This window comes from Arsukibacterium perlucidum DSM 18276, assembly GCF_000382165.1.
In the GTDB taxonomy this organism is placed as follows: domain Bacteria; phylum Pseudomonadota; class Gammaproteobacteria; order Enterobacterales; family Alteromonadaceae; genus Alishewanella; species Alishewanella perlucidum.
Genome location: NZ_KB907702.1, coordinates 227370 through 253816 on the forward strand (window position 1 = coordinate 227370; position 26447 = coordinate 253816).

Consider the following 26447-nt stretch of genomic DNA (forward strand, 5'->3'; position numbering starts at 1 on the left):
GATGAGCAACGCAGTAATTCAGTTGCAGCAAGTCAGTAAAAGTTATCAGATGGCCGATGATACATTCTATGCGCTAAAGCAGGTGGATCTGGCCATTGCTGAAAACGACTACGTTGCCATTATCGGCCCTTCTGGTTCCGGCAAATCAACCTTAATGAATATTCTCGGTTGCCTTGATACTCCCAGCGCCGGCCACTACCAACTGGCAAACCGCGATGTTTCAACCATGAATGAAACCGAACTGGCCGAACTTCGCAACGAAGCTGTTGGCTTTATTTTTCAAAGCTTTAACCTGCTACCACGCGCTACCGTGCTGGCTAACGTAATGCAACCGCTGATCTACCGGTTAATGGCCAACAGTCAGCGCAAAGCGCTGGCACTGGACGCATTGCGGCGGGTTGGCTTAGCTGATAAAACCACTCATTTACCCAACCAGTTATCTGGCGGTCAGCGTCAGCGCGTTGCCATCGCCCGGGCATTGGTAACCAAACCGCGGATCCTGCTCGGCGATGAGCCAACCGGAAACCTGGATAGCAAAACCACGAAAGATATCATGACGTTGTTCGATCAGTTGCATCAGGAAGGCCATACCATCATTCTGGTAACCCATGAGCAGGATATTGCCGATCACTGTCAGCGGGTGATCCGGCTGGTCGACGGTGAAATTGAACAGGATTTTCGCAATCCAGCGGGAGTTGCCGGCGATGCGTAAATTGTTACATGCGGGTTTTGAGGGCAGCAAAGCTGCTTTTGCTTCAATCCGGGCCCACGGCTTGCGCAGCGCGTTAACAACCCTTGGCATTATTATCGGTGTTGCCGCTGTCATTACTGTTGTCGCCATTATGCAGGGGCTGAGCCACAGTATTACCAGCCAGCTGGATGATTTAGGCAGTGATATGATCACGCTCAGAGCCTACACCCCTGCGAACCAGCAAATGCTCGGCATTCATAACCGGCTGCATTATGATGACTTTCTGTTACTGCAAAGCCGGGTAAGCAACGTCGAAGATATGACAGCCAGCATGCAGGCTTTCAGTATGGGCTCGCAGGTGCAATATGGTCGTAACACTGCCCAATCGCAGATTATCGGTACCGACAGCAGCTATCAGAATGTAGTGCGGGTATATCCGGAATCAGGTCGCTTTTTATCAGGCAGTGACGATGACCGTCGCCGCCGGGTGGCGTTTATCGGCTCGTCTTTAATTAAGCAGCTTGATTTACCAGCCAACCCGGTTGGTGAGTTCATTAATTTGTCAGGTGACTGGTTTCGGATCATCGGCGTAGCCGAAACCCGTGGCAGTATGTTTGGCTTTGATCAGGACAACTATATTATTGCGCCTTTCAGCACCATCCGCTCGCTTAGTGGTGAACTGGCGGCCCGCAATATTGAGGTAATGTTCCGGCCGGCCGCCGGCGCTGACGCAGAACAAATACAGCAACAAATGCGCGCTATTTTGCGCCAGCATTACAAACTTGCCGCAGATGAAGCCGATCCGTTTGAATTTGTCAGTGCAAAGCGAATGATTGAGCAATTTAATACCATTACCCGCAGCATTACCCTGGTTGCTGGTGGTATCGTCAGTATCAGTTTATTAGTAGGTGGTATTGGTGTAATGAACATTATGCTGGTCTCGGTTACCGAACGGACCAGGGAAATTGGGATCGTCAAAGCACTGGGTGCCACACCGCAGTTTATTCTTATTCAGTTTCTGGTAGAGGCTCTGGTACTGTCGCTGTTTGGCGGCATTATTGGCCTGGCACTTGGCGCTGGTGTTGCCAGTTTTATTGGCTTAATGATGCCAGCCATGCCTGAGGCGCTAGTGCCACTATGGGCCGTGCTGCTGGCAATTGGTTTTACCACGCTTATCGGCGTAGTATTTGGCCTGGCACCTGCCATTAAAGCCGCCCGTCTTAACCCAATAGATGCACTTCGTTATGAATAAACCCCTATCTTACTGGCGCCAGCACTGGCAGCTGTGCTGGCAAACTAACCGGGCTTACCGTATCGGCCAGGCGCTGACCTTTGTCCTGTTTGTCAGTTTTTATCTGCTATACAGCCTGCCTTTTATGATGGATGAGCAACAAGGTCTGCTAGTTGTTTTCTTTATTCGCTATCTGCTGGAAGCTACTTGTTTTGTGCTGGTAAGTCATTTTTTGCTGCGCCCGCCACTTAGAATTTTTTATTATCGCGGTTTCAACCTGGGCACATCTGTCAAATTCGCCGGTTTACTGATGCTGGCATCATTGATACTGGCGTTGGTAAGCGTTTTTATCTCGTTTTTACCAGCACTTAGCAATACTGATATGCAGCAAATTGCCATTGTCGATAAAGACAGTGCCGAAGGCCTGCAGATGCACTTCTCGCTCACTACCCTGGTGATAATGATGTGGTCGATGCATTTTGGCCTGTATATTCTATGGAGTCTGTTTTACCTTGGCTGGCAGATGCGCCAAAGCCGTATAGCCTTACAGGAAGAAATGCAGCAAGCCAGATTGCAGCAGTTAACCAATCAACTAAACCCGCATTTTCTATTTAATGCCTTAAACAGTATCCGGGCACTGATTTTTGAGGATCAGCACAAAGCGGCCGATACCCTTACCCAGCTGGCCGAGTTATTCCGGGTCCATTTACAGGCGCACTTGCGGCCAACCGCCAGCCTGCAGGAAGAATGGCTGCTGTGCCAGCACTACCTGAAGATAGAGCAGGTTAGATTGGAGCATCGCCTACAGCTTGAGGTCAATATTACTGACGATGTATTACAGCAATTACTGCCGACCCTGTGCTTACTTACCTTGTTGGAAAATGCGGTAAAACATGGCATCAGCCCTAATGCTGCAGCTGGCAGCATTGCCATCAGCGCCAGCAGGTTAGGTAATAATCGGTGGCAGTTACTGGTGACTAACACCTTTGGCGCAGTATCAGACAGCCAGTGCACCGGCACCGGGCTCAGCAATTGTCGTAAACGACTGCAACTGATGTTCGGCGAGCAGGCCAGTATCAGCACTGAGCATAATAAAACACATTATATAGTGCGCCTGGAGCTGCCCTATGCCTAAGCACTTTCGAACCTTAATTGTTGATGATGAACGGCTGGCCCGTAACGAATTAAAACGTTTACTGCTAGCTCATCCCGAATGCGCAGTTGTGGCCGAGGCAGCCAGCGCAGCTGAGGCGCTGGCGATATTGGCACAGCAACAGATTGATTTGGTATTTCTGGATATCCAGATGCCGGAAGTAACCGGTATCGAGCTGGCAAATAACATTCAGGCCACTACCCGCTTTGTGTTTGTTACTGCCTTTAACAGTTATGCGCTGGATGCGTTTTCACTGAATGCTATCGATTACTTACTAAAACCGGTTGCGCCAGAACGGCTGGCAAAAACCATTGCCCGCCTGCCGGCAACTGACGCCAGCAGCCAGCTATCGGATAGCACAGAGCAGCCAATAGCAGAGCATCAAATACAAGAGCAATGGTTACCTGAACATCATGGCATTTTGCTAAAGTTCGGCGATATTAATCGCATAATACGCTTACAGGAAATTTATCGCTTTGAAAGCATAGGCAACCATGCTGCGGTTTATACCAGCTATGGCAAAAGCTTTTTGCACAGCTCATTGGCCAGAATTGAGCAAAAGCTGGACCCGGCTTACTTTTTCAAGACCAGCCGGGCCGATATCGTGCGGCTGGATGCCATTGAGCATATCGAAGCAGGGATAAGTTCCGGCTCTATGCTGGCGGTACTGCGCGATGGCCAGCAAATAGAAGTCAGCCGGCGCCAGACCCAGCAACTGCGCCAGCTGTTCAGCAGCTTTTAAAGCAAGCTGTTATTTTCGCTGTGCTGGCGGTACCACTCACCCACAATTAAACTGGCGGCTACGCTGACGTTCAGCGATTCGACCTTGCCGCTGCCCGGAATTTGCAGCGCAATATCAGCGCTGTTGGCTACGGCTTTTGATACACCAAACATCTCTTCGCCAAATACAATGACTACTTTTTGCGGCAAAGCCGTTTGATACAACGACTGGCCGCCATGGCTGGACGTTGTTACCAGGCTATAACCGGCTTGCTTACACAGCTGCAGTGCCAGCGGCATATCGTCGCAGCTGAGCGGGCTGATAAATTCGCCACCACCCTCGGCGGTGCGCAGTGCAGCACCCGATTGCAGCAACTGCGGTTCACGCATAATAATGCCGGTAACGCCAAAATGAGCACAAGTACGGGCAATAGCACCTAAATTGTGTGGATTTGATACGCCGTCTAAAGCCAGCAAACAATCCTGTTTTGGCTGCTGCTGATTTAAATAATTTGCTATCGACATTACAGGTTTGCGTTTAACCAGCAGCACTATACCGCCGTGATGCTGGCTGGCCGCTACTTTTTCCAGCTCGGCATCGTCAACAATATGGTAGGCCTTTTTTTCACTGGCCAGGTACTTCATTACATCGGCAAATTTCGGTGCCATTTGTTGTGAGATATACAAGCGGATCACGGCCTCTGGCCGCTGGCTAAACAACACCCGGCAGGCATTTTCGCCATAAACTTTGCTCTCGTCATTATGAACAGATGGTCGAGCAGTTTTACTGGCTGGTGTTTTTTTCAACCACGGCTTTTGTAACACGTTTTTTTGTGGTTCTTGTTGGCGCTTTTTGTTGCCCGTTTTGACGGTTCGTTGCTGCTGGCTGCGGCCAGCGTGCTTTGGTTTATCAACCATTAAAATGTCCTGCATCACGCGAAATGACGCCGATTTTACCATCGCTACCGCGCTATTACTTGTATTTTTCCGTTACCCCAGTATCCTTGGCCGCATTATTGTAAAGTGTCATCAAATCAGGGCCACTGCAGCATGCTCAGTTATCGCCACAGTTATCATGCCGGCAATCATGCCGATGTATTAAAACATCTGGTGCAGGTTACAATTCTTGATTATCTGCTGCAAAAAGATAAACCGCTGTGTTATCACGACAGTCACGCCGGCGCAGGCTTGTACAGCCTGAGCAGCGAGCAGGCCCAAAAAACAGCAGAGTATCAGCAAGGCATTGCCAGGCTCTGGCATTATCAACCAACATCTTTGCCACTGGCCCGCTATGTAAACCTGATTAAAGGCCTTAACCCGGACAATGAACTGGCGTTTTATCCTGGCTCACCGAAAATTGCCGCCTTAATGCTGCGCCCGCAGGATACTATTCAGGCTACCGAACTGCACCCCAGCGACTTTCCTATTCTGCAAAGCCAGTTTGCCAAACGGCGCTATAGCCGGATTGAAAATATCGATGCTTATGCCGGCTTTAAAGCCATGTTGCCGCCGTTGGTAAAACGCGGGCTGGTATTGATAGACCCGCCATACGAGCTTAAAACTGAATACACCGATCTGGTAGCCGGCCTGAGCGAAGCGTATCGCCGTTTTCCCCAGGCCACTTACGCTATCTGGTATCCGGTAATTGAACGCCCGGCGGTTGAAGCCTTTATTTCAGCTATTGTGGCTACCGGTATAAAAAACCAGCTGCGGATTGAATATTGCCCCTACCCGGATAAAGCAGGCTTTGGCATGAGTGGCAGCGGTATGCTTGTCATAAATCCGCCTTACACTTTGGCCGATAATATGCGTGACGCCCTGACTGAGTTGGCCCCTTTACTGGCCGGCACACCAGTAGCAAGCCCGGAAGATACCCGGTTATTGTGGCAGGTCAGCCAGCTGGTTGGAGAGTAAATAATGGTTGTGCACCTAAAACTCCACAAAATGGCTGGCTATGCCGCTGCAGCTTTACTGTTGTTGCTATTGTCAGCTGACAGTCAGGCATTTGGCCGCACCGGCCACATTATGATCTGCGACATGAGTTATCAGCTGGTGCAGCCTGCCACCCGGCAAAAACTGGATCAGTTATTAACGGCAACACCTTATCAAAGCTTTGGGCCGGCTTGTGTCTGGCCAGATGAAGTGCGCTCCGAAGATAAGTTTGCCTGGACTAAACCACATCACTATATCAACTTGCAACGCGGCGAAACGGTTGTTACACGGGAACACTGCCCCAAAGTTGGCTGTGTGGTATCAGCCATTGAAGATATGCAACAAAGGCTGCAGCAAAACCAGCAAGACTGGCAGGCGCTGCTGTTTCTAAGCCACTATATCAGCGACTTACACCAGCCACTGCACGTCAGCTTTGCTGATGACTTAGGCGGTAATCGCACTGCGCTATATTTTTATGGTGAGCCGTCAAACTTACATGGGATCTGGGACAGTAATATGCTGGCAAAGCTGGGCTACAACGAGCCGGCAAAGCAGCAACAGCTGTTTACCCGCCTGAGCCAAGCTCAGCAGCAACAATGGCTGCAAACTGATTTAATGGCCTGGACCAACGAATCGGCAACCATTACCATAGGGTTATATCAGGATTACCGGCCAGGCATGTTAATAGATGATAGCTACCTGGCTAAACACCAGGCAACCCTGGAGCAACGCTTGTTACAAGCAGCTGTGCGGCTGGCCGCAACCCTGGACAGGCTGTTAGCAGAATAAGTTAGCGGAATAAGTTTGCAGCATAAAAAGCTGAACCGCTAACCCTAGCGGATCCAGCCCTTGCTGATCTGGCGGAAGCTTTCATGATCGCCCCGCTCCAGCCATTCAAACGCCAGCATTTCTTTACTGATAATCTGACAACCTGCCTGCTGCATCCGGCTCAGCGCCAGTTGTTTGTTGTCAGGAGCACGCGAGCCCACGGCTTCTGCCACCACAAACACCTGATAGCCAGCCGCCAGTAAATCAATAACCGTCTGCAACACGCAAACATGACTTTCGGTACCAATAACCACTATCTGTCGCCGGCCAAGACCAGCCAGCTTTTGCTGAATGCTCAGTTCGCGGTAGGCACTAAAGTAAATTTTCTCTACTACCGCATCATCGGGCAGCAACTCACGCAAACTTGGCACCGTATGGCCCAGCCCTTTGGGATAATGCTCCGTTGCCAGCAATGGAATATCCAGCTGCAGTGCCACCTGAAGTACCCAGGCCGCCGCTTGCTCAACTTCCTTGGTTTCATATATTGCCGGTGCCAGCTTTTGCTGAATATCAATCAGCAACACCATACTGTCGTTTGCTTGTAATAACATAGATCTCCCCTCACTGGCCTTGCTGATTTTTAAAAAACGGATAATGTTCTTTTGCTGGATTTGCCAGTCACGTCTCGGAGGTTCGCCACTGTGCGTGGCACATTGCATCGTGTTTTTCGCGGCTTAACAAAATGCGGGCCAGCACTTTATCGGCATTACCATCCAGCCCGGTTAAGCCTATTTGCGCCTCATAATGCAGTTCTGGCTCTAAATCCTGCATTATCAGCTCTACCCACTCTGCCCCGGGCAGCACCAGGTCAACATAACCGCGCTGCTCATATTGCTGCTGATACTGGTTATAGTCTTCAGCACTGAGATTATCGGCTGCCAGCTCTTCAAAAATATCAAAAGCATGATCGCACAGCTCATCCAGCGACCATAATTCTAAACCTTGCATATGTCCTGCCCTTTAATAATCGATTTGCGCGCGTATTTTGCCGGCATTATAGCAAGCCTTTGCGTGCAAAGCTGCCAAGCTGTTACACTGCGCCCGTTTATAGTAGCGGATCTCAGCATGTATATTTGCCCACTTTGTCGCCAGCCATTGCAGTTAACCGGCCGCCAGTATGGTTGTGCCAGCAGGCATAGTTTTGACCTTGCCAAAGAGGGCTACGTTAACCTGTTGCCGGTGCAGCAGAAAAATTCAAAAGATCCCGGCGACAATAAGCTGATGATCGAGGCCCGGCGGGCTTTTTTGCAAAGTGCGGCCTATCAGCCGTTGTCTGACGCCGTAAATAAGCTGGTACTGCAGGCCAATCCGGCAAAGATACTTGATTTAGGTTGTGGCGAAGGTTACTACAGCGGGCGGTTACAACAGGCATTGAGCCCGGCAGCCGGGCTCTGCGGCATTGATATTTCCAAAGCAGCTATTAAATATGCGGCCCGCCACTATCCTGATATCCGCTTTGCCGTCGCCAGTGCTTATCAGCTTCCGTTTGCCGATAATAGCTTTGACAGTGTGATCCGGATTTATGCGCCATCAGATAACCCAGAGTTACAGCGGGTGCTTAAACCACAGGGGCGGCTAATCAGTGTTAACCCGGGCCCCAACCATTTAGTTGAAATGAAGCAGGCAGTTTACCGCGAGGTAAAACTGCATAGTGATGTGATAAAGGAAGAGCCAGGCTTGGTGCATACCCAACGGCAACAGTTAAGCTACCGGCTGGCTATTACCGAACCGCAGCAGCTGGATAACCTGCTGCAGATGGTACCGCTAGCCTGGAAGTTTAGCAGCGAAAGCCGCCAGGCTTTTGTTGCCGCGACCCAAAGTATCAGTATCGATTTCCTGCTGGACGTTTATCAATTAAGCGAAGCGACTGCAATAAGCCCGCCGACTGTTTAGCACTGCGCTTTTCCGGCAGTATCTACCGTGCATTTTGCCAGTCTGGCTTTATCCTGCTGCTGTAACGTTGCAAACATGCTGGCCCAGAACCTGGGCGTCAGCTCATTTACCACATTAGACTCAGCATTAAGCAAGATAACCAGGCCCAGTTCACGTTCACGCGAATAGGCTAATTCAGCACGAAACCCTTGCACCCAGCCACCATGATAAATCAGTTGCTCACTACCAAACTGATATACCCGCCAGCCCAGTGCATAATGAGCATCTTTAATGTAATTACGCCATTGCGCCCGGCGCAAATCACGCGGCGTTCTTACCCGTTTCTCAATAATTTTATCCAGCACTTTTTGCGGCATTACTTGCGGATAATAGCCCAGCTGGGCTATCAGCCAGTGGCTTAAGTCAATGACACTGGCATTGACCCCTGCCGCCGGCGCAAAGCGATAGTAACTTTGATTTACATTGCGCGAATGCCAGCGGCCTCTGGCCCGGATGTGCGGGCTGGCCCGGTTCTCATTCAGTAAATAGGCTTCTAAACCGACCGACGCCGTCGGCAGATGCAGCGGGTCAAAAATATTTTTCTTCAGCAAGCTGGCGTAATCGCTGGCGGTAGTCTGGCTGATTATCGGCTCAATTAAACTAAACAACACATTCTGATAGCCGTAACACTGGCCCGGGTTGCACAAGGGGTCAATTTTCTGAAACTGCGGTAAGATCCGCTCCGGCACAATATTAGCTTCAATCAGGTTATCGTAGGCATTGGGCATAACCCCACTGCTTTGCGACAACAAATGCTCAATTTTTAACTGCGGGTTATAAAGGGCATTTTTAAACGAAAACTCCGGGATATACTGCACCACCGGCTCATCCCATTGAAAATGTCCGCGCTCCTCCAGCAGGCTGGCCAGGCCGGCGGCGAAAGTTTTTGAAACAGATGCAATCCGGAATACCGTGAAGGGATCAACCGCCTCATCACCATCGATATCTCTAACCCCATAGCCTTTGGCACTGATAATCTTGTTCTGATAAACCACGGCATAGGCCGCACCCGGGATGCCATGCTCGGCCATCTGCTCGTTAAAATAGCGGTCAAACTCCGCCAGCTCCACTGCCAGTAATTCTGTGGTTAGCGGCTGTGCCAGCAAGGGCTCTGCTGCCTTTACTCCGGCAATGTCCTCAGTAACAGGCTCAGCAAAGGCTGCAGCCGCCAACGGCAATAATAAATTCATCAGTACTACAGCTAAAAATACTCGAATCAAAATAACCTCTAATTTATGCTTGCCGGTGGTCCCAAATGGGTGTTTTGCTAACTGAATCACCTTTGCGGGTCAGCCAATAAAATTGGGCAGCACGGTAACATTAAAATTATTAGCCGCCAACCGGCCAAAAGCGGCAGGTAGACTACAGGCTTCAGCAGTGCAAGCCAAGGCGTTAAATTAAAAAAGGTTATTTGCAGGCCAGCTTAAATAAACGCCATAACCAGCAAGCGGACCCAAATCAGCCACAACACCAGACAACCTAACAAAAATACTCTGAAGCGCAGCCGCACATTGTTACTACCAATATGGACAATGGTATGCCAGTAGCGAAGCGCCACAAAAACCACGCTCATAACCAGAAATGTTAAATCCGCCAGGCCAAACTGCAAGCAAAACAGCACACTGAACATATACAGCATCGGCATCTGAAACTGGTTATCAAAATTACGGCTGGTAGCAATTACCTGCTCACTTGCCCCGCTTAAATCCATGGTACGAAAGGCACTCATGTTAATTTCTTTGGTTTTCGCTGCGTTAATCCGGCGCCGCCCCATTAAAATCATCACTATACTGGTTAGCAACATCTGGGCGAAAACGGGCAGCAACATCAATTTTTCCATCAGTATTCCCTATCAGGTTATTATAATTAAAATTTATGCTGGCAAAGTATGCCTGTTACTACCCCGAATGCCAATGCTCAACATTTACCACCAGCGTTTACAGCAATAGCCGCTTTCGCTATTCTTAGCCGTCAATTTTCAGGATCGCACAATGGCCCAACTATATTTCTATTACTCGGCAATGAATGCTGGCAAATCCACCTCGTTATTACAAAGTGCTTATAATTATCAGGAAAGAGGCATGACTGTGGCCATTTATACCGCGGCGCTGGATAACCGCTTTGGCCTGGGCAAAGTCAGCTCGCGGATTGGTCTGGCGATGGACGCCCATATCTTTAACCCGGAGTTTAACTTTACCAGCCACGCGCAGCAGCTTAAAGCTAAAGGCCGTTTGGACTGCGTGCTGATTGATGAAGCCCAGTTTCTCAGTAAAGCCCAGGTCCGCCAGCTTACTGATATTGTTGATGAGCTGAATATTCCGGTACTGGCATTTGGCCTGCGCACCGATTTTCTTGGTGAAACCTTCGCTGGTAGCGAAGCCCTGCTGGCCTGGGCCGACAAATTAATCGAGCTGAAAACCATTTGTCATTGTGGCCGCAAAGCAAATTTTGTGGTGCGACTGGACGCTGATGGCAACGCCGCTACTGCAGGCAGCCAGGTGCAAATTGGCGGCAATGAAAGCTATGTTTCAATGTGCCGCCAGCATTTTAAACAGCTGGTCTGGCAGCAGGCGTAAACCGGCGTCAGCTAACGGCATAGCTGTGTCGGCCTGGTTGTGGCCGCGCAGTTGCCATCAGCGCTCAATCCGTTATAGTAATAAAAAACAGATATAGTGACTTATGGCTAACAACTCAGACTGCTACCCTCACTTTTGGGCCATTTTAGACCCGTTACCGGTAGCGCTACTTTATAAAGAAAGCGCCAAAGCGGATATTTTTGCCAATGCCGCGGCACGCCAGTTACTGGGTGTTAGTCAGTCAGATAAGCCGCTTAGTTTGCCGCAACTGTCTGAAGTCAGGTTATTAGATCAACAGCATCATAAAATAAGCCTGTTAAGCAACCCGCTGTTACTGGCGTTAAGTGGCACTACATTAAGCAAGCAAGTTTTACTTGATATCAAAGGTTCCATCACGCCTTATATATTGCAGAGCCAGCTAATCAAATTACAATTCAGTTTAGGCACTACCATTATTGTAACGTTATGCCCATTACAAGACAGCGCTGGCAGCGCAGTAGCTAATCCTTCAGCATACAGTCCATCTGTCGACATAGCCGAGTTAGAAGAAGCGCTGGCCTTTGACAAGTTAATGTCCCTTATTTCAACTGAGTTAATCAATGTTGACAGTGAAGCCCTCGATCAACATGTTGAAGATGCGCTGGCCGCTTTGGGCGAATTTTGTCATGCTGACCGCAGCTACCTGTTTCAATTCAACGATGACCTGAGCGAAATGAGCAATACGCACGAATGGGTGCGTGAAGGCGTCACTGCGCACAAAGACAACCTACAACATATACCGGATAACGCTTTACCCTATTTCTTTGAAAAAATTCAGCAAGACCATATTTTCGCGGTGGCCGATGTTAGTCAGTTGCCGCCTGAAGCCAGTAGCGAGCAAGAGGAATTTAATAACGAAGATATTCGTTCAGTATTGTGCACTGCTATGCTGGCTGGCAATAAACTTATCGGCTTTGTTGGCTGCGACATGGTTGCCCGACAGCGCAACTGGACCAGTAACGATCTGCGGCGGATTAAACTGGTAGGCGAGATGATTGCCAATAGCATTCAAAATGTAAACTATCGGGTGTCGTTACAACAGATCCAGCAAGAGTTACTAACAGCAAATCAGGAACTGCAAAAACAAGCTAACCAGGATGGCCTGACGGGTCTGGCTAACCGGCGTCATTTCGATGAAAAACTGTTAGAAGAGCTGCAACGCAGCGCTCGTCACAAGCAACCACTTAGCTTAATTTTACTGGATATCGATTTATTCAAGCCCTATAACGACCACTATGGCCATCAGGCAGGCGATGAAGCGCTGCAGCAGGTTGCTGCGGCACTGATTACAGAAAGCCGGCGCCAGGGTGAAATTGCCGCCCGTTATGGTGGTGAGGAGTTTGTACTTATTTTACCATCCAGCGATAGTAAAGCCTGTCTTGAGGTAGCTGAGCGGGTGCAAAAACACATTAAAACTCTGCAAATTAAGCATTGCAAATCAGATGTGGCGCCTTATCTCAGCGCCAGTATCGGCTGCTATAGCGTAATCGCTGATAAAAATACCAGCGCTAAACATATGCTGAGTAAAGCAGACCAGGCGCTGTATCAGGCTAAGGCAGCTGGCCGCAATCGTATTATTGTGGCCAGCTAAATTCTCCGCTAAGTACTTTGCAAGCTGGCTTAATCCTGAAACGGTGAACGTAACTCTGTAGAGTTGTATAGCAAATGTGGTCTGTTTAACGCCTGGCCACCATCACGTGAAATCGGGATCCAGGGCAACTTACCCCGGCCAATCGCGGGCTTTAATGAGAACAGATCAAACGGGATAGACACATAAAAGCCTTTGGTAAAACTGCCCTCACCATACTCCTCTGAAGAGGCATCGGTAATGGCGGCATAGGCACCTACCACTATGCCACTGTCAAAGCGCTTGGCAAAATCAATATTCACCCCTTTATCTTTAGCCAGAAACCGGCCAATGTTAAAGGTCAGTAAGGTGTCTTCTAAAAACGGCGGCTGCCAGTAAATATTGGCATGGCCAGTTAATACTTTGTAGTCAAAAAAGTCGTAGTCATTTTCATACGAGCGTTGTTGGACGTAGTTAAGATCAAAACCAAACGCCAGGCTGGAGTCTACTGGCCGGTACAATAGCTCGCCGCCAATACCACCAAACATCGTTTCCAGATAGCCGCCATATACCTGGCCATATAAATCAGACCCTAAGCGGTCTTGCCAGAGGCCATAGAAGTTCTCAAGTTGCACCGGGCTGCGCGTTACATACTCCCGCACAAAGGTCCGTACCCGCGGTAAAGGCGTATCCAGAGCGTCAACTTTAAAATTAAACTTATCAAAATTCTCGAACAGCGTTACTTTAGCGGCGCCCTGGATAGCCGTGGTGCGGTTGAAGGTATACCCCGCGGTTAACATAACCCCGGCCTGATACATATAAAACGACTCCGGACTGCCAAAGGTCTGGATCCAAAACGTTTCCATGCCAGTCCCAAAACCGGATACTTCACCCGGTTGGTAATTGGCAAGGGTATCGCTGCTAACATCGCTGCGGACATAACTGGAGCGAATATCATTTTCGAAGCTCTGATAGCTGGCGGCACGGATCAACTGTTCAGCTTCTATTAATGTCTCTACCATCGGTAGCTGGCCGCTAAAATTAACTATCCGGTAGCGTTTAATGTCAGACGGTAAAACTGCTGCCAGAATCCGGCCCATTCTTTCATTCGCTACTTCGTAATCGCGGTAAGCAAACTGATTGCCGTACAAGATTATTTCGTCATCGGTAATCCGCGAGCGCCGAACCAGAAAGCCGGCTTCATGAAATAAATCCTGCACCAACTTTGCCCTGTCGACATCACTAAACTCAATGTCATTGGCAATAGCATTAACCGGTCTTGGTGCCTGTTCAATTTTCAACTGGCGGATATCGTGCATATTCAGCGCATAACTGACGCCAAACCCAACGGTATTACCCCGTTGATAGTTCAGGTTGAAATCAAAATTGCCCCAGCTATAAACAGCAGCAGCATTCCAGCGACTGTCTTGCGCTAAAATCCCTGCCCGGTCCTGTGAATAATTATTACCTTCATATTCCAGCTTTATCTTTAGTGGCTGCCAGGGTGTCTGATACTCTACACCGCCAAATAATGATGCCGGGCCCTTAAAAAACTTCTGATAGTCAATCATGCCGCCCGAACCGCTAAAACCACCCGGGCGATTACAAAAACTGTCACGCACCTCACAAAACGGATTTACGGTATTGCCAGCTGTTCCCAGGTACCCCCAGCCCATACCAAGATGAAAATCCAGCGGGCCCCAACGCTTACTCAGTGCGACAAACTCACTGGTAAAAAAACCTGTGCCGCCAAAATCGTTAAAACCCACTGCCAGCTGCGGCAGATAGCGGCTTTCTTCCAGCAATCGGAGTTTAACGTCTATCCCTTTGTCTTTCAGGGTTTGATCGCCACTAAAGCCCGGTGAGTCGCTGTATAAACGGGTTCTGACGTCGGTATACCGCACAGTTGACTCCAGCCAGGGATATAGCTGAATACTTACCGACCAGAAGCGATACTCTTCGTTATCGCTATAGTTCATCGATAAATTACCCTCTGGCGCCATCCTGGCAGTCGGGGTTTGAAGCAAGCCGGTACCGCCCCTGACCGCTTGCGAATAGCCGGCACTCTGCTGCTGAAATGAAGAATTTGCGCCAGCACTTGCCGATAACAGAACCAGCAAAATGGCCAGACCCTGACGTGAAAAATGTCGTGAAGCACAACTCATGGCAGCACCCTGTGTTTGGCGAGCTTTAATACTGCCTGATTAATTTCGGCAAACTCAGCACCAAAAAAGCTGGTATCAAAAGGCACAAATAACTGCGCACCAGGCATTAATTCAATATGCTGCTGGTTCCAGCTGGCAATGCCGGCTTTAATCACTGCACCATCCGGCTGCAACACATATAACCAGTCTGTGCTGCCTCCGGCAAGCCGGCGTAATTGCCCGGCGTACACCGTCACTGAGGAATTGCCATAATGGGTGATCCGCTCTGCCCGGGCCAAACCAAACACCATGATATGCTGAGGCCTGCCTGTTAACCTCAGTAAATACTGGCCGGGTTCAAATTGCGGATTAGCGGCTGGTTTTAAACGGGCTAAATCATAATCAATTTTAATGGCTACCCGTTCGGCAAGCTGCCACTGCTGCAACTGAAATTTTAACTGCTCAATACTATTTTGATAGTTACTATCCTGTTGCCACTTACCTTTCAGTGCCGCCAGTTGCTGTATAATCTGCCTGCGAAGCTGCTCCGGTTGCGCTGTGTCGAGCCGGTACAAGCCGCTTGCCGGCCAATACCAATCATCCGTTAGCGCTACAGCCCCTAATACATCCGCTAAACGCGGTGGCTGCTGGTAGATATATGACTGGCCGTTAAACTGCACCCTAACCACTGCCTCAGCGGCGCCCGGTTTTGCACTAACACAACCGGTCAGCGTCAGTAAACCAATCAGGCCGTAACGACGGCAAATAGACATCATAAACGGCGTTCCTCCAGTAAACGGTCAATACGGCTGATATAGGTCATTTCTATGGGTTCGGCTTGAGGCGACAACTGCTGACGGCTTTGGATAAGGAGGCCACTGGCACTATCAAACCAATAGGTATTACGCCAGGACGTTGCGGCACCGACAAAGTTTGCCTGATTTGGATATTCCAGAAATTCTTCAAACACCAGGGTCGTTATGTTGCGGTCAAAAAACGTTAATTCCTGCTGGCCGGCAGCTTTAAACTCAGACCGGATCTGATAGCCATATTCGCCCTGTTGCCAATCGGCCAGCCGTAACCAACTGGCCCGGAATTGCTCGCCCGGTAACCGCTTTAAAGGATCTGCCCCCCGGTTGGTCAGATACAGTAAGTCATTGCTGAGGCCGGCAGTTCGAACTAACCGCCCTTGTTCAATAACAAATACTACCTGATCAGCTGAAATCCACTTTTGTTGGCCCTGTTCAATAAAAGCCAGCGCCAGCACCACCTGTGGCCGTTCACCATGGCGAATATACAATAAATCAGAAGATGCAGAGCTAACTTGTTCCCGGGTTAAACTGGCCTCGGGTGGCGGGCTGAAGGCATAGCTGAGAGTATCAATATAAGCACGGTAAGTACCGGCGCAGGCGGTTAGCAGCGTAAAACTCAGCAATAGAATTAAGTTGCGAATCACAAATACAATCATCTGATGGAAATTCCGCTAAGCATACCGAAAAATGTTAATAAAATCGCCTGTTTAGCCACGATATTCTGCTAAAAAATACAATATAACCACAATAAAAAAGCCGCCAGCTGGCGGCCTTTTTCACAACTATTTACTTACTGCAAGGTTGGAGCGTAAGTAAAGGTGACCGGAACAGTCGCAGTTGTGGTGCCAGTGTTAGTACCAGTGCCAGTACCAGTTACGGTAACAGTAGTAGTAGTACCTATACACTCGCCATCCACTAATGGGTCATCACCTTCACAGGTTTCAGTTGGTGGTGGTGGTGGCGGTGGTGGTGGTGGAATAATTGGCAAAGTGGTACCGCTGTTGTTAGAAATGATAGCGGCAGCAACCGCAACACCTACTGCACCAGCAGCAATTTTCTCGACACTAACACCACCGATTGTATTGCCAGATGCACCGGCACCACCAGCCTGGTCTTGCGCTACAACTGCACTGGTACCGAATACCAGAGCAACCGCAGCGGCAACAACTAATTTTTTCATAGTCTGTCCCTCAATTAACAAAATAAAAAACCGATATGGCAGCAGCTTAAACTAAACACCAAAGATACTCAACCGGAATTACTAAAAAAACACATTATGCAATTTGCTTGCGAATAAGGCGGGAGGCCTTATTAACAGTGGCTACATTATCGAGTGCTACTGCAGCAAGCTGGCTGGCATTTGCGATATCACACGCCGCCCTGACAACTAAATCGCTGGTGGCACAACTGTAGTTAAACTCTGTAGGCGCACTGCGAATTAACTCAATAATTTTTTCAACCGCAAACTCCTCGCAGGCCTCATCTAAGCGCGTCAATAAATGGGCCATTTCCGACCAGCTTAAATACACTTCATCAGCCGCCATAATCCGGCTATGCTCGGTCTGCCGCACATTTTCGCCAATTAACAACTCTTCATATAACTTCTCGCCTGGCCTGAGCCCGCTATATTGGATCTCAATGTCACCATTGGGGTGGATTTCATCTTTCACTTCCAACCCCATCAGATGGATCATTCTTCTGGCTAAATCAGCTATTTTTACCGGCTCACCCATATCCAGCACAAAAACATCACCACCTTTGCCCATGGCGCCGGCCTGAATAACTAACTGTGCAGCCTCCGGTATTGTCATAAAATAACGAATAATATCTTTGTGCGTTACCGTTAAGGGCCCACCTTTGCGAATTTGCTCACGAAACAGCGGCACTACTGAACCGCTGGAGCCCAGTACATTACCAAAACGCACCATACAAAAGCGGGTAGTATTCTGATGCTCTGCCAACGCTTGTAACACTAATTCGGCCAGCCGTTTCGACGCCCCCATAACATTAGTAGGCCGAACCGCTTTATCTGTTGAAATTAACACAAAAGTTTCTACTCTGGCTTTTATCGCTGCCTCTGCGGTATACCAGGTACCAAACACATTATTACGCACGCCTTCTACCACATTGTATTCCACCAAAGGCACATGTTTATAAGCAGCCGCATGGTATACCGTATTTACACCAAAAGTACGCATCACCGTTTCCAGCCGGCTTTGCCGCTGCACAGTGCCCATTACCGGCACCAGCTCTACCGCCAGTTCCTCCCGGCCTATCAGAGAAGACAGCTCTTGTTCGATGTTATACAGGGCAAACTCTGACAGCTCAAACAACACCAGCATAGTAGGCTCATAACGAATGATCTGCCTGCACAGCTCAGAACCAATAGAGCCTCCTGCGCCGGTAACCATTACCACCTTGCCTTTAATATCGGCATTCATTAATTTGCTTTTCGGGGCTACCGCATCCCGGCCCAGTAAGTCTTCAATTTTAACGTCCTGTAACTCATCAATTCGCATGGTGCCATCAACCAAGTCACTCATCCCAGGTATCGACTGCACCGGAATGGGCAACTCATCTAACGCATCCAGTACCTCGCGCCGACGGGCCCGACTAGCCGAGGGCAATGCCAGTAGCACCCGGCTAATATTTTTGCTTTTAATTAACGAGCTGATTTGTGAAGGAGAGCCCACCGAAATGCCCAGAATAGTTGAGCGTTGCAATGTCGTATCATCATCAATAAACATTACCGGATGATACTGTTCACCGTTAAGCAGCGCATGAGCTAACTGCCGGCCAGACGATCCTGCACCGTATATCAGAACCCGGGTTTTATGATTATTATTACGTTGTACTAAAAACATTCTGGCCAGTAAGCGCACCCCGCCTGAACTAACCAGGGCCAGGATGGCGTAGACAAATATAAGGTTGCCCTTATCATGTACGCCCAGCACTGCAAATGCCAACGCCAGTACGAATGCACTGCTGACAATGCCGGTAAGTACTGCGCCCAGTGCATGTTGACCAATATAGCGAATGACAGCCCGATACAGGCCCAGTTTAATAAAAATAAATAAGGTAACCGGCAACGCTACCGCAAAGGATATAGCGATATCCGCAACACTGGTAACGTCGCCGTTCTGGGTTAAAAAAAAGGCAGCGACAAGGGCCGCGCTCAGAAAAACCAGGTCGACACAAACAGAAATTAGTCGTTTAACAGATCGGGGTAACGCCAGTAACCAAGCTAGCATTTAACACTCCCAACAAATGGCAGCACGGTGTTTGAACCATGGTTATTAATCGAAATTGAATATAACATTAGCAGCATATCTCTCATAGTTACAGGCAATCCGTCATTCAACTCAATAACTTAATTTTTTTTGTTTACAATTTGCAGCAGCCAGTGTTTAAATTCAGGCCCAAGGCTGCTGTCACGTAATCCATATTCAACAAAAGCCTGCATATAGCCCAACTTGTTACCACAATCATGACTACGGCCGATTATATGGTAAGCGTTAACTTGCTGGCTTTTCATCAGTATGGCAATAGCATCCGTCAGTTGCACTTCATCACCTGCACCCAGCGGGGTACTTTTTAATGCCTGCCAGATATCAGGGGTAAAAACATAACGCCCAACCACCGCCAGGTTAGACGGGGCATCTTCCGGTCGGGGTTTTTCAACAATGGCAGTCATCGCCACTGACTCGCCAATCTGTAAGGCATAGCCTGCAACATCCACCACACCGTAGCTGGAAATGCTGGCCACGGGCACAGGTTCTACCATAACCTGACTGATATTAGTCGACGCAAACAGCTGATTCATTTGCGCCAGGTTATCCCGGGTTAAGTCACTATCATAACTATCAATTAATACATCAGGCAGCAGCACAGCAAAAGGTGCATCCCCCACCAATGGTCTGGCACACAGCACAGCGTGGCCAAGGCCTTTCGCCTCTCCCTGGCGCACATGCATAATCGTCACGTCTTTCGGACAAATCGCCTGCACTTCTTCTAGCAACTGACGCTTTACCCGTTTTTCCAGCATAGACTCCAGCTCAAAGCTTTTATCAAAGTGGTTTTCAATACTGTTCTTAGAGGAATGAGTAACCAGCACAATTTCTTTGATCCCAGCGGCGATACATTCCTGCACCACATACTGAATTAATGGCTTATCAACCACCGGCAGCATTTCTTTTGGAATGGCCTTAGTGGCCGGCAACATTCGGGTGCCTAACCCGGCGACCGGAATAACCGCTTTAGTTACTTTCATTTAAACTCCAAACTTAAAATTCGTGACGCGCGACTTCGCTGTTTGCACTGCCGTGACTCGCGACTATGTCGCTAGTCACGAGCTGCCAAAGGCAGCAGTGACCGGCAAAAAGGGCCTGTGACCGTTCGCGCAGCGAACTAGTTACTGCTTGCGTAGCAAGCTCGTTACCGTTGCCGCAGGCAGCTAGTCACCGCTCGTTTCACGAGCTAGTCACTGCCAAATAAATCCCGGGTATAAACTTTATCCGAAACGTCAGCCAAAGTGTCACTTTGCCGGTTAGCGACAATTACATCGGAAATTTGCTTAAATTCAGCCAGATCTTTAATAACTCTGCTATGGTAAAAATGCGACTCTTTTAATTCAGGTTCATAAACCACAACCTCAATACCTTTAGCTTTGATCCGTTTCATAATGCCCTGGATCGCCGAAGCACGGAAATTATCTGAACCCGATTTCATCACCAGCCGGTACACCCCGACAATTTCCGGCTTACGCTTCAAAATTGCATCTGCAATATAATCTTTGCGGGTACGGTTGGCTTCAACAATAGCCTGAATCATATTATTCGGCACATCTTTGTAGTTCGCCAGTAGTTGTTTAGTATCTTTTGGTAAACAGTAGCCACCATAGCCAAAACTAGGATTGTTATAATGCTTGCCAATGCGCGGGTCCAGGCCGACACCTTCAATAATTTGCCGGCTATTTAAGCCATGGCTCTCGGCATAGCTGTCTAATTCATTAAAGTAAGCCACCCGCATTGCCAGATAAGTATTTGAGAACAGCTTGATTGCTTCAGCTTCGGTGCTGTCAGTAAACAACACCGGTACATCCCGTTTCACCGCACCTTGTTGCAGCATAAAAGCAAACTGCTCAGCCCGCTCGCTTTGTTCTCCGACTATTATCCTGCTGGGGTGCAAATTATCGTACAGAGCGCGACCTTCACGCAGAAACTCAGGCGAAAAAATCAGATTGCTGGTGCCAAACTTTTCACGGGCGCTGGCGGTATAGCCTACCGGTACCGTAGATTTAATCACCATCAATGCGGCAGGGTTTATTGTCATTACATCTGCAATTACCGCCTCCACACTTTTGGTATTAAAATAGTTTGTTTCCGGATCATAGTCGGTGGGAGTTGCAATAATAACAAAATCAGCATCAGCATAGGCCTGATGCTTATCCAGGGTAGCGGTAAAATTCAGCGATTTATTCGCCAGAAAATCAGAAATCTCAACATCTTCAATTGGCGATTTTTTTGCATTTAGCAATGCCACTTTCTCAGGCACTATATCAATTGCCGTTACTACATTGTACTGCGCCAGCAGCATCGCATTTGATAACCCTACATAGCCGGTTCCGGCGATAGCGACTTTTAACATTGTCAGCAATGTCCTTATTCCACTTAGCCAGCAGACTGTATTATTCAGTGCTGATTACTGTTGTTCATTTACCACAGTTTGTATAACTACAGTAAAAATAGCCGGCGATAATAGCATTTATCCTAAATTCTGGAAATGTATAATGCAGCGGCGAGACTGTTTGTATCCGGCAAATGCTATTGGTTACCGTACTTATAGTTGCTATGGTTACAGCATTGGCCTGAACTGTGGCTTAATCAGGCTGACCACTGATAATATCGCGCTGGCGTAGAAAGCTGATGACCTGCCTGGCAGCCTGCTCAATCGTTAACTCAGCAGTTGGCAAGTGGATATCCGGTGATAGTGGAGCTTCGTAGGGTGAACTTATGCCGGTAAAATGGGCTATTTCGCCGCTGCGGGCCTTTTTATATAAGCCTTTCGGGTCGCGCTGCTCGCATACACTAAGTGGTGTATCAACAAACACTTCAATAAATGCATCACCTGCTAACGCTTTGGCCTGGGCCCGGTCCGCTATAAATGGAGAAATAAAAGCAGTACCGACAATTAGCCCGGCATCCAGCATCAAGCGGCTTACTTCAGTGATCCGCCGGATATTCTCAACCCGCGAGGCAGCAGCGAACCCCAGATCACGGTTCAGGCCATGCCTGACATTATCGCCATCCAGCAAATAGGTATGGCAACCGGCATCAAATAACAACCGGTCTACCGCATTGGCAATAGTTGACTTGCCTGAACCCGACAACCCGGTGTACCACAGTAAACAAGGTTGATGACCATTGCGGGCCTGTCGCTGCTGATGGCTGACGGCGGCATTATGCCAGACGATATTTTTACTCATTTTAAATCCATCTTTGATTTTATTGTTGCAACTATCGATACGTTTTTCGTTAGATCAGAGTTTTCAGTTAAACCCGGGCCTTAAAAAGGAAAAACCAGCGGGATCAGCAGTACACTCAATACCACATAAGTCAGTGCTACCGGGCCACCTACCAGTAAAAAGTGCTTTAATTTATAACTGCTGGCGTTAAAAACCATCAGGTTAGTCTGATAACCATAGGGCGTAATAAAGCTGGCCGATGCGGCAAACGCCACAGCCATTACCATCGGCATAATATCCACCCCCATGCCTTTGGCCAGGCTGTATGCTACCGGAAACATCAACGCTGCCGCCGCATTATTAGTGATGATCTCAGTAAGCAAATAGGTCAGCAGGAAAATACCGACAAAGGTAACCATCGGTGCCTGACCGGCTAAAGCGCTGGCGGCAAAGTCGCTAATGGCCTGAGCCAGACCGGTATGGCTCATGGCACTGGCAATACACAAGGCGCTGGTAACAATCAGCCAGATCTCAACCGGAAAGCGCCGCTTTATCTCGTTAATCGTTAAACAACCACTGAACAACAGCGCAGCCAGTAAATAAATGGCCGCCAGCAATAGCGAGGTACCGGTAAACACCGTACCGGCAATCATCGCCACAAAGCCCCACCAGGTTAAGCGCTCGCGCCAGCCGCTTAACATATGCTCCGGTTCAATCCCGGATAACAGGTAAAAGTTTTTACTGATATTATGCCGGCTGGCAAAGTCGGGACCGGTAGCCAACAGTAAAAAATCGCCCGCTTTCAGCTCAATTTCACCTAACTTGCCGTTTACCCGCTCGCCTTCGCGGCGCACTGCTACCACGGCGGCATCAAACCTGGCCCGAAAACCACTATTTTTCAGGGTTTTACCCTTTAACACCGATTCTTCTTTGATAATAACTTCAGTAAGGTTCTGGGTTGCCAGGCCATTTTCATCCGCAAACAGACTAATACCAGCAAACTGCTTCAGCACATTTACCTTATGCACATTACCGGTAAAAATCAGCTTATCGCCGGCTTTTAACACGTCATACCGGGCCACCGGCCGGATCACTTCGCTATCGCGGACAATCTCCGTTAAAAATAACTCATCTAAATGGCGCAACCCGGCCTGTTCAACACTCTGGCCAATCAGTGGCGAGTCAGCATTAAGTTTGGCTTCCAGCAGGTATTCGGTAATAGCGACGTCCTGGTTTTTTTCATCCGGCAGCGCGTAACTCATAATAAACAGCACCAGGCTGCCACCTGCCAGCACGCCCAGACCTACTAGAGTAAAATCGAAAAAGGCAAAGCCCGGCTCGCCGGCTTCAACCAGCATCGAGTTAACAATTAAGTTGGTTGAAGTGCCAATTAAGGTCAGGGTACCGCCCATAATAGCAGCATAAGACAGAGGAATAAGTAACTTGGTAGGTGCCACTTTTTTATTGGCCCGCACCGCATTTAGCATTGCCGCTACCACAGCCGTATTGTTTAGTACTGACGAAGCCAGCGCAGAGAAACCAATAGTGCGCCAGATTGAGCCTGGCACCGAGCGGGTAAATAAAAAGCGGGATAAACGTCGCAATAAACTGGTTTTCTCCAGCGAAAACGAGATAAGTACCAGCAACACCAGAGTAGCCAGGCCGGGGTTGGCGGCATTACGCAGCAACACCGCGCTGTCAATCAAACCCAGCGCCAGCAAGCCCAGTAACATAGCGGCGAAAATGCCGGCCGAATGCACTGAATAGCGAACCAGTGCTGCTACCAGCAGCGCTAACATAGCTATCAGCGCAATGGCCGAAAGGCTCATTTACGGCCTTTTTGTGACAATTCCGGAAAGTGCTTGCGCAGCAACTGAATAAATTCCAGTTCAAAGCTGCTTAAACCGGTTATTTCCTGCTCGGCCTGCGGCTCCGGTTGCGCAGCTAATGCTGCATCTACCATACCCGCTGCGACTGTCAGGTTGGTTAAGCGGTCAATAACAATAAAGGCACCGGTTTGCTTATTTTTTAAATAGGCATCAAAAGCTACCGCTTCTGTCAGGTTAATATCCACCAGGCCAATTTCGTTTAAGCCCAGGTTTTGCGCATCGCGCTCTTCCAGGGTGTTCACATCAATCCGGTGGTGCAATTTTGCTACTTCACCACTTACCAGTTTGCAGGCAAACTTAAAGTAGTAATCGCGCTCAGTTCTCATTGGCTGCTCATGCATCCAAATCAATTTGGCCCGCAGCCGTGACGAGACATGCGCCAGCACATCTTTTTTCACCAGCATATTGCCACGGCTGATATCGATTTCATCGTTCAGGGTTAACGTAACTGCCTGGGGCGCATGCGCCTCTTGCAGTTCACCATCAAAGGTAACTATCGATTTAACTGTGGAAATAGTACCGGCAGGTAATACCCGGATGGTATCGCCAACTGCAACCGTACCGGCAGCAATAGTACCGGCAAAGCCACGAAAGTCAGAATTTGGCCGGCTGACTAATTGCACCGGAAAACGAAATTCCGAGCTATCGGCTGAAGCGCTTATTTCCATGGTTTCCAGATACTGCATTAAGGTTGAACCGCGGAACCAGCTTAGTTTTTCACTGGGGTTTACCACGTTATCGCCTTCCAGGGCTGATATCGGCACAAAGCGGATATCCGGAATATCTAAAGAGCCGGCCAGAGTTAAATACTCTTCCTGTATTTCTTTATAGCGCGCCTGCGAGTAGTCGACCAAATCCATTTTATTAATGGCCACAATGACATGCTTAATGCCCAGCAACGAGCAAATAAAGCTATGACGGCGGGTTTGAGTTTGCACGCCTTTGCGGGCATCGACCAGAATAATAGCGACATCACAGGTTGAGGCGCCGGTTGCCATATTGCGGGTATACTGCTCGTGTCCCGGGGTATCGGCAATAATAAATTTGCGCTTGTCGGTCGAGAAATAGCGATAGGCAACATCAATGGTAATGCCCTGCTCGCGCTCTGACTGCAGGCCATCAACCAGCAATGCCAGGTCAACTTTGTTGCCCTGAGTACCCGACTTTTTACTGTCCTCAGTAATTGCCGCCAGCTGATCTTCAAAGATCATTTTGCTGTCGTGCAATAAGCGGCCAATCAGGGTACTTTTACCATCATCAACACTGCCGCAGGTAATAAAGCGCAACAGTTGTTTGTTCTCGTGCTGATTTAAGTACGTTAAAATATCTTGTTCAATTAATGCTGAAGCGTGGCTCATATTTTCCCCCTGGTACTAAAAGTACCCCTCCATCTTTTTCTTCTCCATCGAGCCACTACTATCGTGGTCTATCATCCGGCCCTGCCGCTCTGAGGTTTTGGTCAGCAACATTTCCTGAATAATTTCCGGCAGAGTTGCTGCTGTTGACTCAACAGCGCCGGTTAGCGGGTAGCAGCCTAACGTGCGAAAACGTACTTGCTTCAACATCGGTGTTTCGCCATCTTTCAGAGGAATCCGCGCATCGTCCACCATAATCAGGGTACCGTCGCGTTCTACCACAGGTCGTTCTTTAGAAAAGTACAAATCAGGGATCTGAATATTTTCAAGATAGATATATTGCCAGATATCCAGCTCAGTCCAGTTCGACAACGGAAACACCCGGATACTCTCGCCTTTATCAACCCGGCCATTGTAGATATTCCACAGCTCTGGCCGCTGGTTTTTCGGGTCCCAGCGATGGTGCGTATCCCTGAACGAATATACCCGCTCCTTCGCCCGCGATTTTTCTTCATCGCGGCGTGCCCCGCCAAAAGCGGCATCAAACTTATATTTATCCAACGCCTGCTTCAGGCTTTGGGTTTTCATAATATCGGTATGTTTAGCACTGCCATGGCTGAAAGGGCCAACATTCATGGCCACACCTTCCTGGTTAATATGCACTAACAGCTCAAGATCATGCTTTTTGGCAATGTTGTCACGAAAGGCAATCATTTCCTTAAACTTCCAGGTCGTGTCGACATGGAGCAGCGGAAACGGAATTTTACCAGGATAAAAGGCTTTGCGGGCCAGGTGCAGCAGTACGGAAGAATCTTTACCCACTGAATACAGCATTACCGGGTTATCAAACTCGGCGGCTACTTCACGGAAAATATGAATAGACTCATTTTCCAGTGCCTTAAGATGGGTCATTCCCTTACTTTGCACAGCGGTTTGCAACGGGTTTTGCACAGACGTTTGCATAAATCACTCCTGTTGATTTGTTGCTATAGCTTACAGAAATAGTCATGACAGTACCAGATATCAGCTAACGATAAACCACAAGCAGTGGCAAATAAATGCAGCAGTGTAGACGGCTACAGCGGCGGCAATATACCGCCGGGCGGGGGCAAGGT

At 48.7% G+C, this 26447-nt stretch carries 25 protein-coding genes; 9 read left to right on the forward strand and 16 right to left on the reverse strand.

What is annotated here, in order from left to right; translation table 11 throughout:
* Nucleotide 1: 1 nt before the first annotated feature.
* The 4 genes from H141_RS0102585 to H141_RS0102600 are packed head-to-tail and all read left to right on the forward strand — an operon-like array spanning nt 2 to nt 3817.
* Entirely contained in the window at nt 2-712 is a 711-nt protein-coding gene (locus tag H141_RS0102585) for an ABC transporter ATP-binding protein (protein ID WP_019674682.1), read from the forward strand.
* Complete coding sequence (locus H141_RS0102590) at nt 705-1943, forward strand: ABC transporter permease (RefSeq protein WP_019674683.1); 1239 nt, start codon at nt 705-707, stop codon at nt 1941-1943. Before H141_RS0102585 ends, H141_RS0102590 begins: the two co-directional genes overlap by 8 nt.
* On the forward strand, nt 1936-3057 hold the full coding sequence (locus tag H141_RS20860; RefSeq protein ID WP_019674684.1) for a sensor histidine kinase: 1122 nt from the start codon (nt 1936-1938) through the stop codon (nt 3055-3057). Before H141_RS0102590 ends, H141_RS20860 begins: the two co-directional genes overlap by 8 nt.
* A complete protein-coding gene (locus tag H141_RS0102600; RefSeq protein WP_019674685.1) occupies nt 3050-3817 on the forward strand; it encodes a LytR/AlgR family response regulator transcription factor in 768 nt (255 codons plus the stop codon). Before H141_RS20860 ends, H141_RS0102600 begins: the two co-directional genes overlap by 8 nt.
* Here the strand turns inward: H141_RS0102600 and H141_RS19765 are convergent.
* The gene (locus tag H141_RS19765; RefSeq protein ID WP_083923018.1) at nt 3814-4713 is read right to left on the reverse strand and encodes a tRNA/rRNA methyltransferase; all 900 of its coding nucleotides are present in this window, start codon (nt 4711-4713) and stop codon (nt 3814-3816) included. The genes H141_RS0102600 and H141_RS19765 overlap by 4 nt on opposite strands.
* Before the next feature lie 132 nt (nt 4714-4845).
* On the opposite strand from H141_RS19765, the gene H141_RS0102610 reads away from it, so the two are divergent.
* Entirely contained in the window at nt 4846-5709 is an 864-nt protein-coding gene (locus tag H141_RS0102610) for a 23S rRNA (adenine(2030)-N(6))-methyltransferase RlmJ (protein WP_019674687.1), read from the forward strand.
* A 3-nt stretch (nt 5710-5712) separates the two neighbouring features.
* On the forward strand, nt 5713-6516 hold the full coding sequence (locus H141_RS0102615; RefSeq protein WP_019674688.1) for a S1/P1 nuclease: 804 nt from the start codon (nt 5713-5715) through the stop codon (nt 6514-6516).
* Nucleotides 6517-6560: 44 nt separating this feature from the next.
* Here the strand turns inward: H141_RS0102615 and H141_RS0102620 are convergent, their stop codons facing one another.
* Nucleotides 6561-7106: a hydrolase gene (locus H141_RS0102620; RefSeq protein ID WP_019674689.1), complete on the reverse strand. Its 546-nt coding sequence runs from the start codon at nt 7104-7106 to the stop codon at nt 6561-6563.
* A 67-nt stretch (nt 7107-7173) separates the two neighbouring features.
* Nucleotides 7174-7503, reverse strand: coding sequence for a DUF440 family protein (locus tag H141_RS0102625; protein ID WP_019674690.1), 330 nt, complete (start codon nt 7501-7503; stop codon nt 7174-7176).
* 117 nt (nt 7504-7620) lie between these two features.
* Between H141_RS0102625 and rlmA the strand changes: the two genes are divergently transcribed.
* Complete coding sequence (gene rlmA / locus H141_RS0102630) at nt 7621-8448, forward strand: 23S rRNA (guanine(745)-N(1))-methyltransferase (RefSeq protein ID WP_026349185.1); 828 nt, start codon at nt 7621-7623, stop codon at nt 8446-8448.
* Here the strand turns inward: rlmA and H141_RS0102635 are convergent.
* Nucleotides 8445-9677, reverse strand: a complete 1233-nt coding sequence (locus H141_RS0102635; RefSeq protein WP_083923019.1) for a serine hydrolase domain-containing protein — start codon at nt 9675-9677, stop codon at nt 8445-8447. The genes rlmA and H141_RS0102635 overlap by 4 nt on opposite strands.
* Before the next feature lie 233 nt (nt 9678-9910).
* On the reverse strand, nt 9911-10327 hold the full coding sequence (locus H141_RS0102645; protein WP_019674694.1) for an MAPEG family protein: 417 nt from the start codon (nt 10325-10327) through the stop codon (nt 9911-9913).
* A 151-nt stretch (nt 10328-10478) separates the two neighbouring features.
* Here H141_RS0102645 and H141_RS0102650 point away from each other — a divergent pair, with 151 nt between their 5' ends.
* Together H141_RS0102650 and H141_RS0102655 are read left to right on the forward strand one after the other, a co-directional pair.
* On the forward strand, nt 10479-11063 hold the full coding sequence (locus tag H141_RS0102650) for a thymidine kinase (RefSeq protein WP_019674695.1): 585 nt from the start codon (nt 10479-10481) through the stop codon (nt 11061-11063).
* A 103-nt stretch (nt 11064-11166) separates the two neighbouring features.
* The gene (locus tag H141_RS0102655; RefSeq protein ID WP_019674696.1) at nt 11167-12693 is read left to right on the forward strand and encodes a sensor domain-containing diguanylate cyclase; all 1527 of its coding nucleotides are present in this window, start codon (nt 11167-11169) and stop codon (nt 12691-12693) included.
* A 29-nt stretch (nt 12694-12722) separates the two neighbouring features.
* On the opposite strand, the gene H141_RS0102660 is transcribed toward H141_RS0102655, so the two are convergent.
* The 11 genes from H141_RS0102660 to cysD all read right to left on the reverse strand — a co-directional run bounded on the left by H141_RS0102660 (nt 12723) and on the right by cysD (nt 26295).
* Nucleotides 12723-14834 carry a YjbH domain-containing protein gene (locus H141_RS0102660; protein ID WP_019674697.1) on the reverse strand — a complete coding sequence of 704 codons (2112 nt, stop codon included), beginning with the start codon at nt 14832-14834 and terminating at the stop codon, nt 12723-12725.
* Complete coding sequence (locus tag H141_RS0102665; protein ID WP_019674698.1) at nt 14831-15589, reverse strand: capsule biosynthesis GfcC family protein; 759 nt, start codon at nt 15587-15589, stop codon at nt 14831-14833. The genes H141_RS0102660 and H141_RS0102665 overlap by 4 nt, the downstream gene beginning before the upstream one ends.
* Complete coding sequence (locus tag H141_RS0102670) at nt 15586-16281, reverse strand: YjbF family lipoprotein (protein ID WP_019674699.1); 696 nt, start codon at nt 16279-16281, stop codon at nt 15586-15588. Before H141_RS0102670 ends, H141_RS0102665 begins: the two co-directional genes overlap by 4 nt.
* 134 nt (nt 16282-16415) lie before the next feature.
* A complete protein-coding gene (locus tag H141_RS0102675) occupies nt 16416-16805 on the reverse strand; it encodes a hypothetical protein (RefSeq protein WP_019674700.1) in 390 nt (129 codons plus the stop codon).
* A 94-nt stretch (nt 16806-16899) separates the two neighbouring features.
* Nucleotides 16900-18876: a polysaccharide biosynthesis protein gene (locus H141_RS0102680; RefSeq protein WP_019674701.1), complete on the reverse strand. Its 1977-nt coding sequence runs from the start codon at nt 18874-18876 to the stop codon at nt 16900-16902.
* Nucleotides 18877-18995: 119 nt separating this feature from the next.
* The gene (gene galU / locus H141_RS0102685; RefSeq protein ID WP_019674702.1) at nt 18996-19895 is read right to left on the reverse strand and encodes a UTP--glucose-1-phosphate uridylyltransferase GalU; all 900 of its coding nucleotides are present in this window, start codon (nt 19893-19895) and stop codon (nt 18996-18998) included.
* A 206-nt stretch (nt 19896-20101) separates the two neighbouring features.
* Complete coding sequence (locus H141_RS0102690; RefSeq protein WP_019674703.1) at nt 20102-21271, reverse strand: nucleotide sugar dehydrogenase; 1170 nt, start codon at nt 21269-21271, stop codon at nt 20102-20104.
* 232 nt (nt 21272-21503) lie between these two features.
* Nucleotides 21504-22109: an adenylyl-sulfate kinase gene (gene cysC / locus H141_RS0102695; RefSeq protein WP_019674704.1), complete on the reverse strand. Its 606-nt coding sequence runs from the start codon at nt 22107-22109 to the stop codon at nt 21504-21506.
* 80 nt (nt 22110-22189) lie between these two features.
* Nucleotides 22190-23917 (reverse strand): SLC13 family permease, encoded by a 1728-nt coding sequence (locus tag H141_RS0102700; protein ID WP_019674705.1) that lies wholly within the window; start codon nt 23915-23917, stop codon nt 22190-22192.
* Nucleotides 23914-25335 carry a sulfate adenylyltransferase subunit CysN gene (gene cysN, locus H141_RS0102705; RefSeq protein WP_019674706.1) on the reverse strand — a complete coding sequence of 474 codons (1422 nt, stop codon included), beginning with the start codon at nt 25333-25335 and terminating at the stop codon, nt 23914-23916. Before cysN ends, H141_RS0102700 begins: the two co-directional genes overlap by 4 nt.
* A 15-nt stretch (nt 25336-25350) precedes the next feature.
* A complete protein-coding gene (gene cysD / locus H141_RS0102710) occupies nt 25351-26295 on the reverse strand; it encodes a sulfate adenylyltransferase subunit CysD (RefSeq protein ID WP_019674707.1) in 945 nt (314 codons plus the stop codon).
* Nucleotides 26296-26447 lie beyond the last annotated feature (152 nt).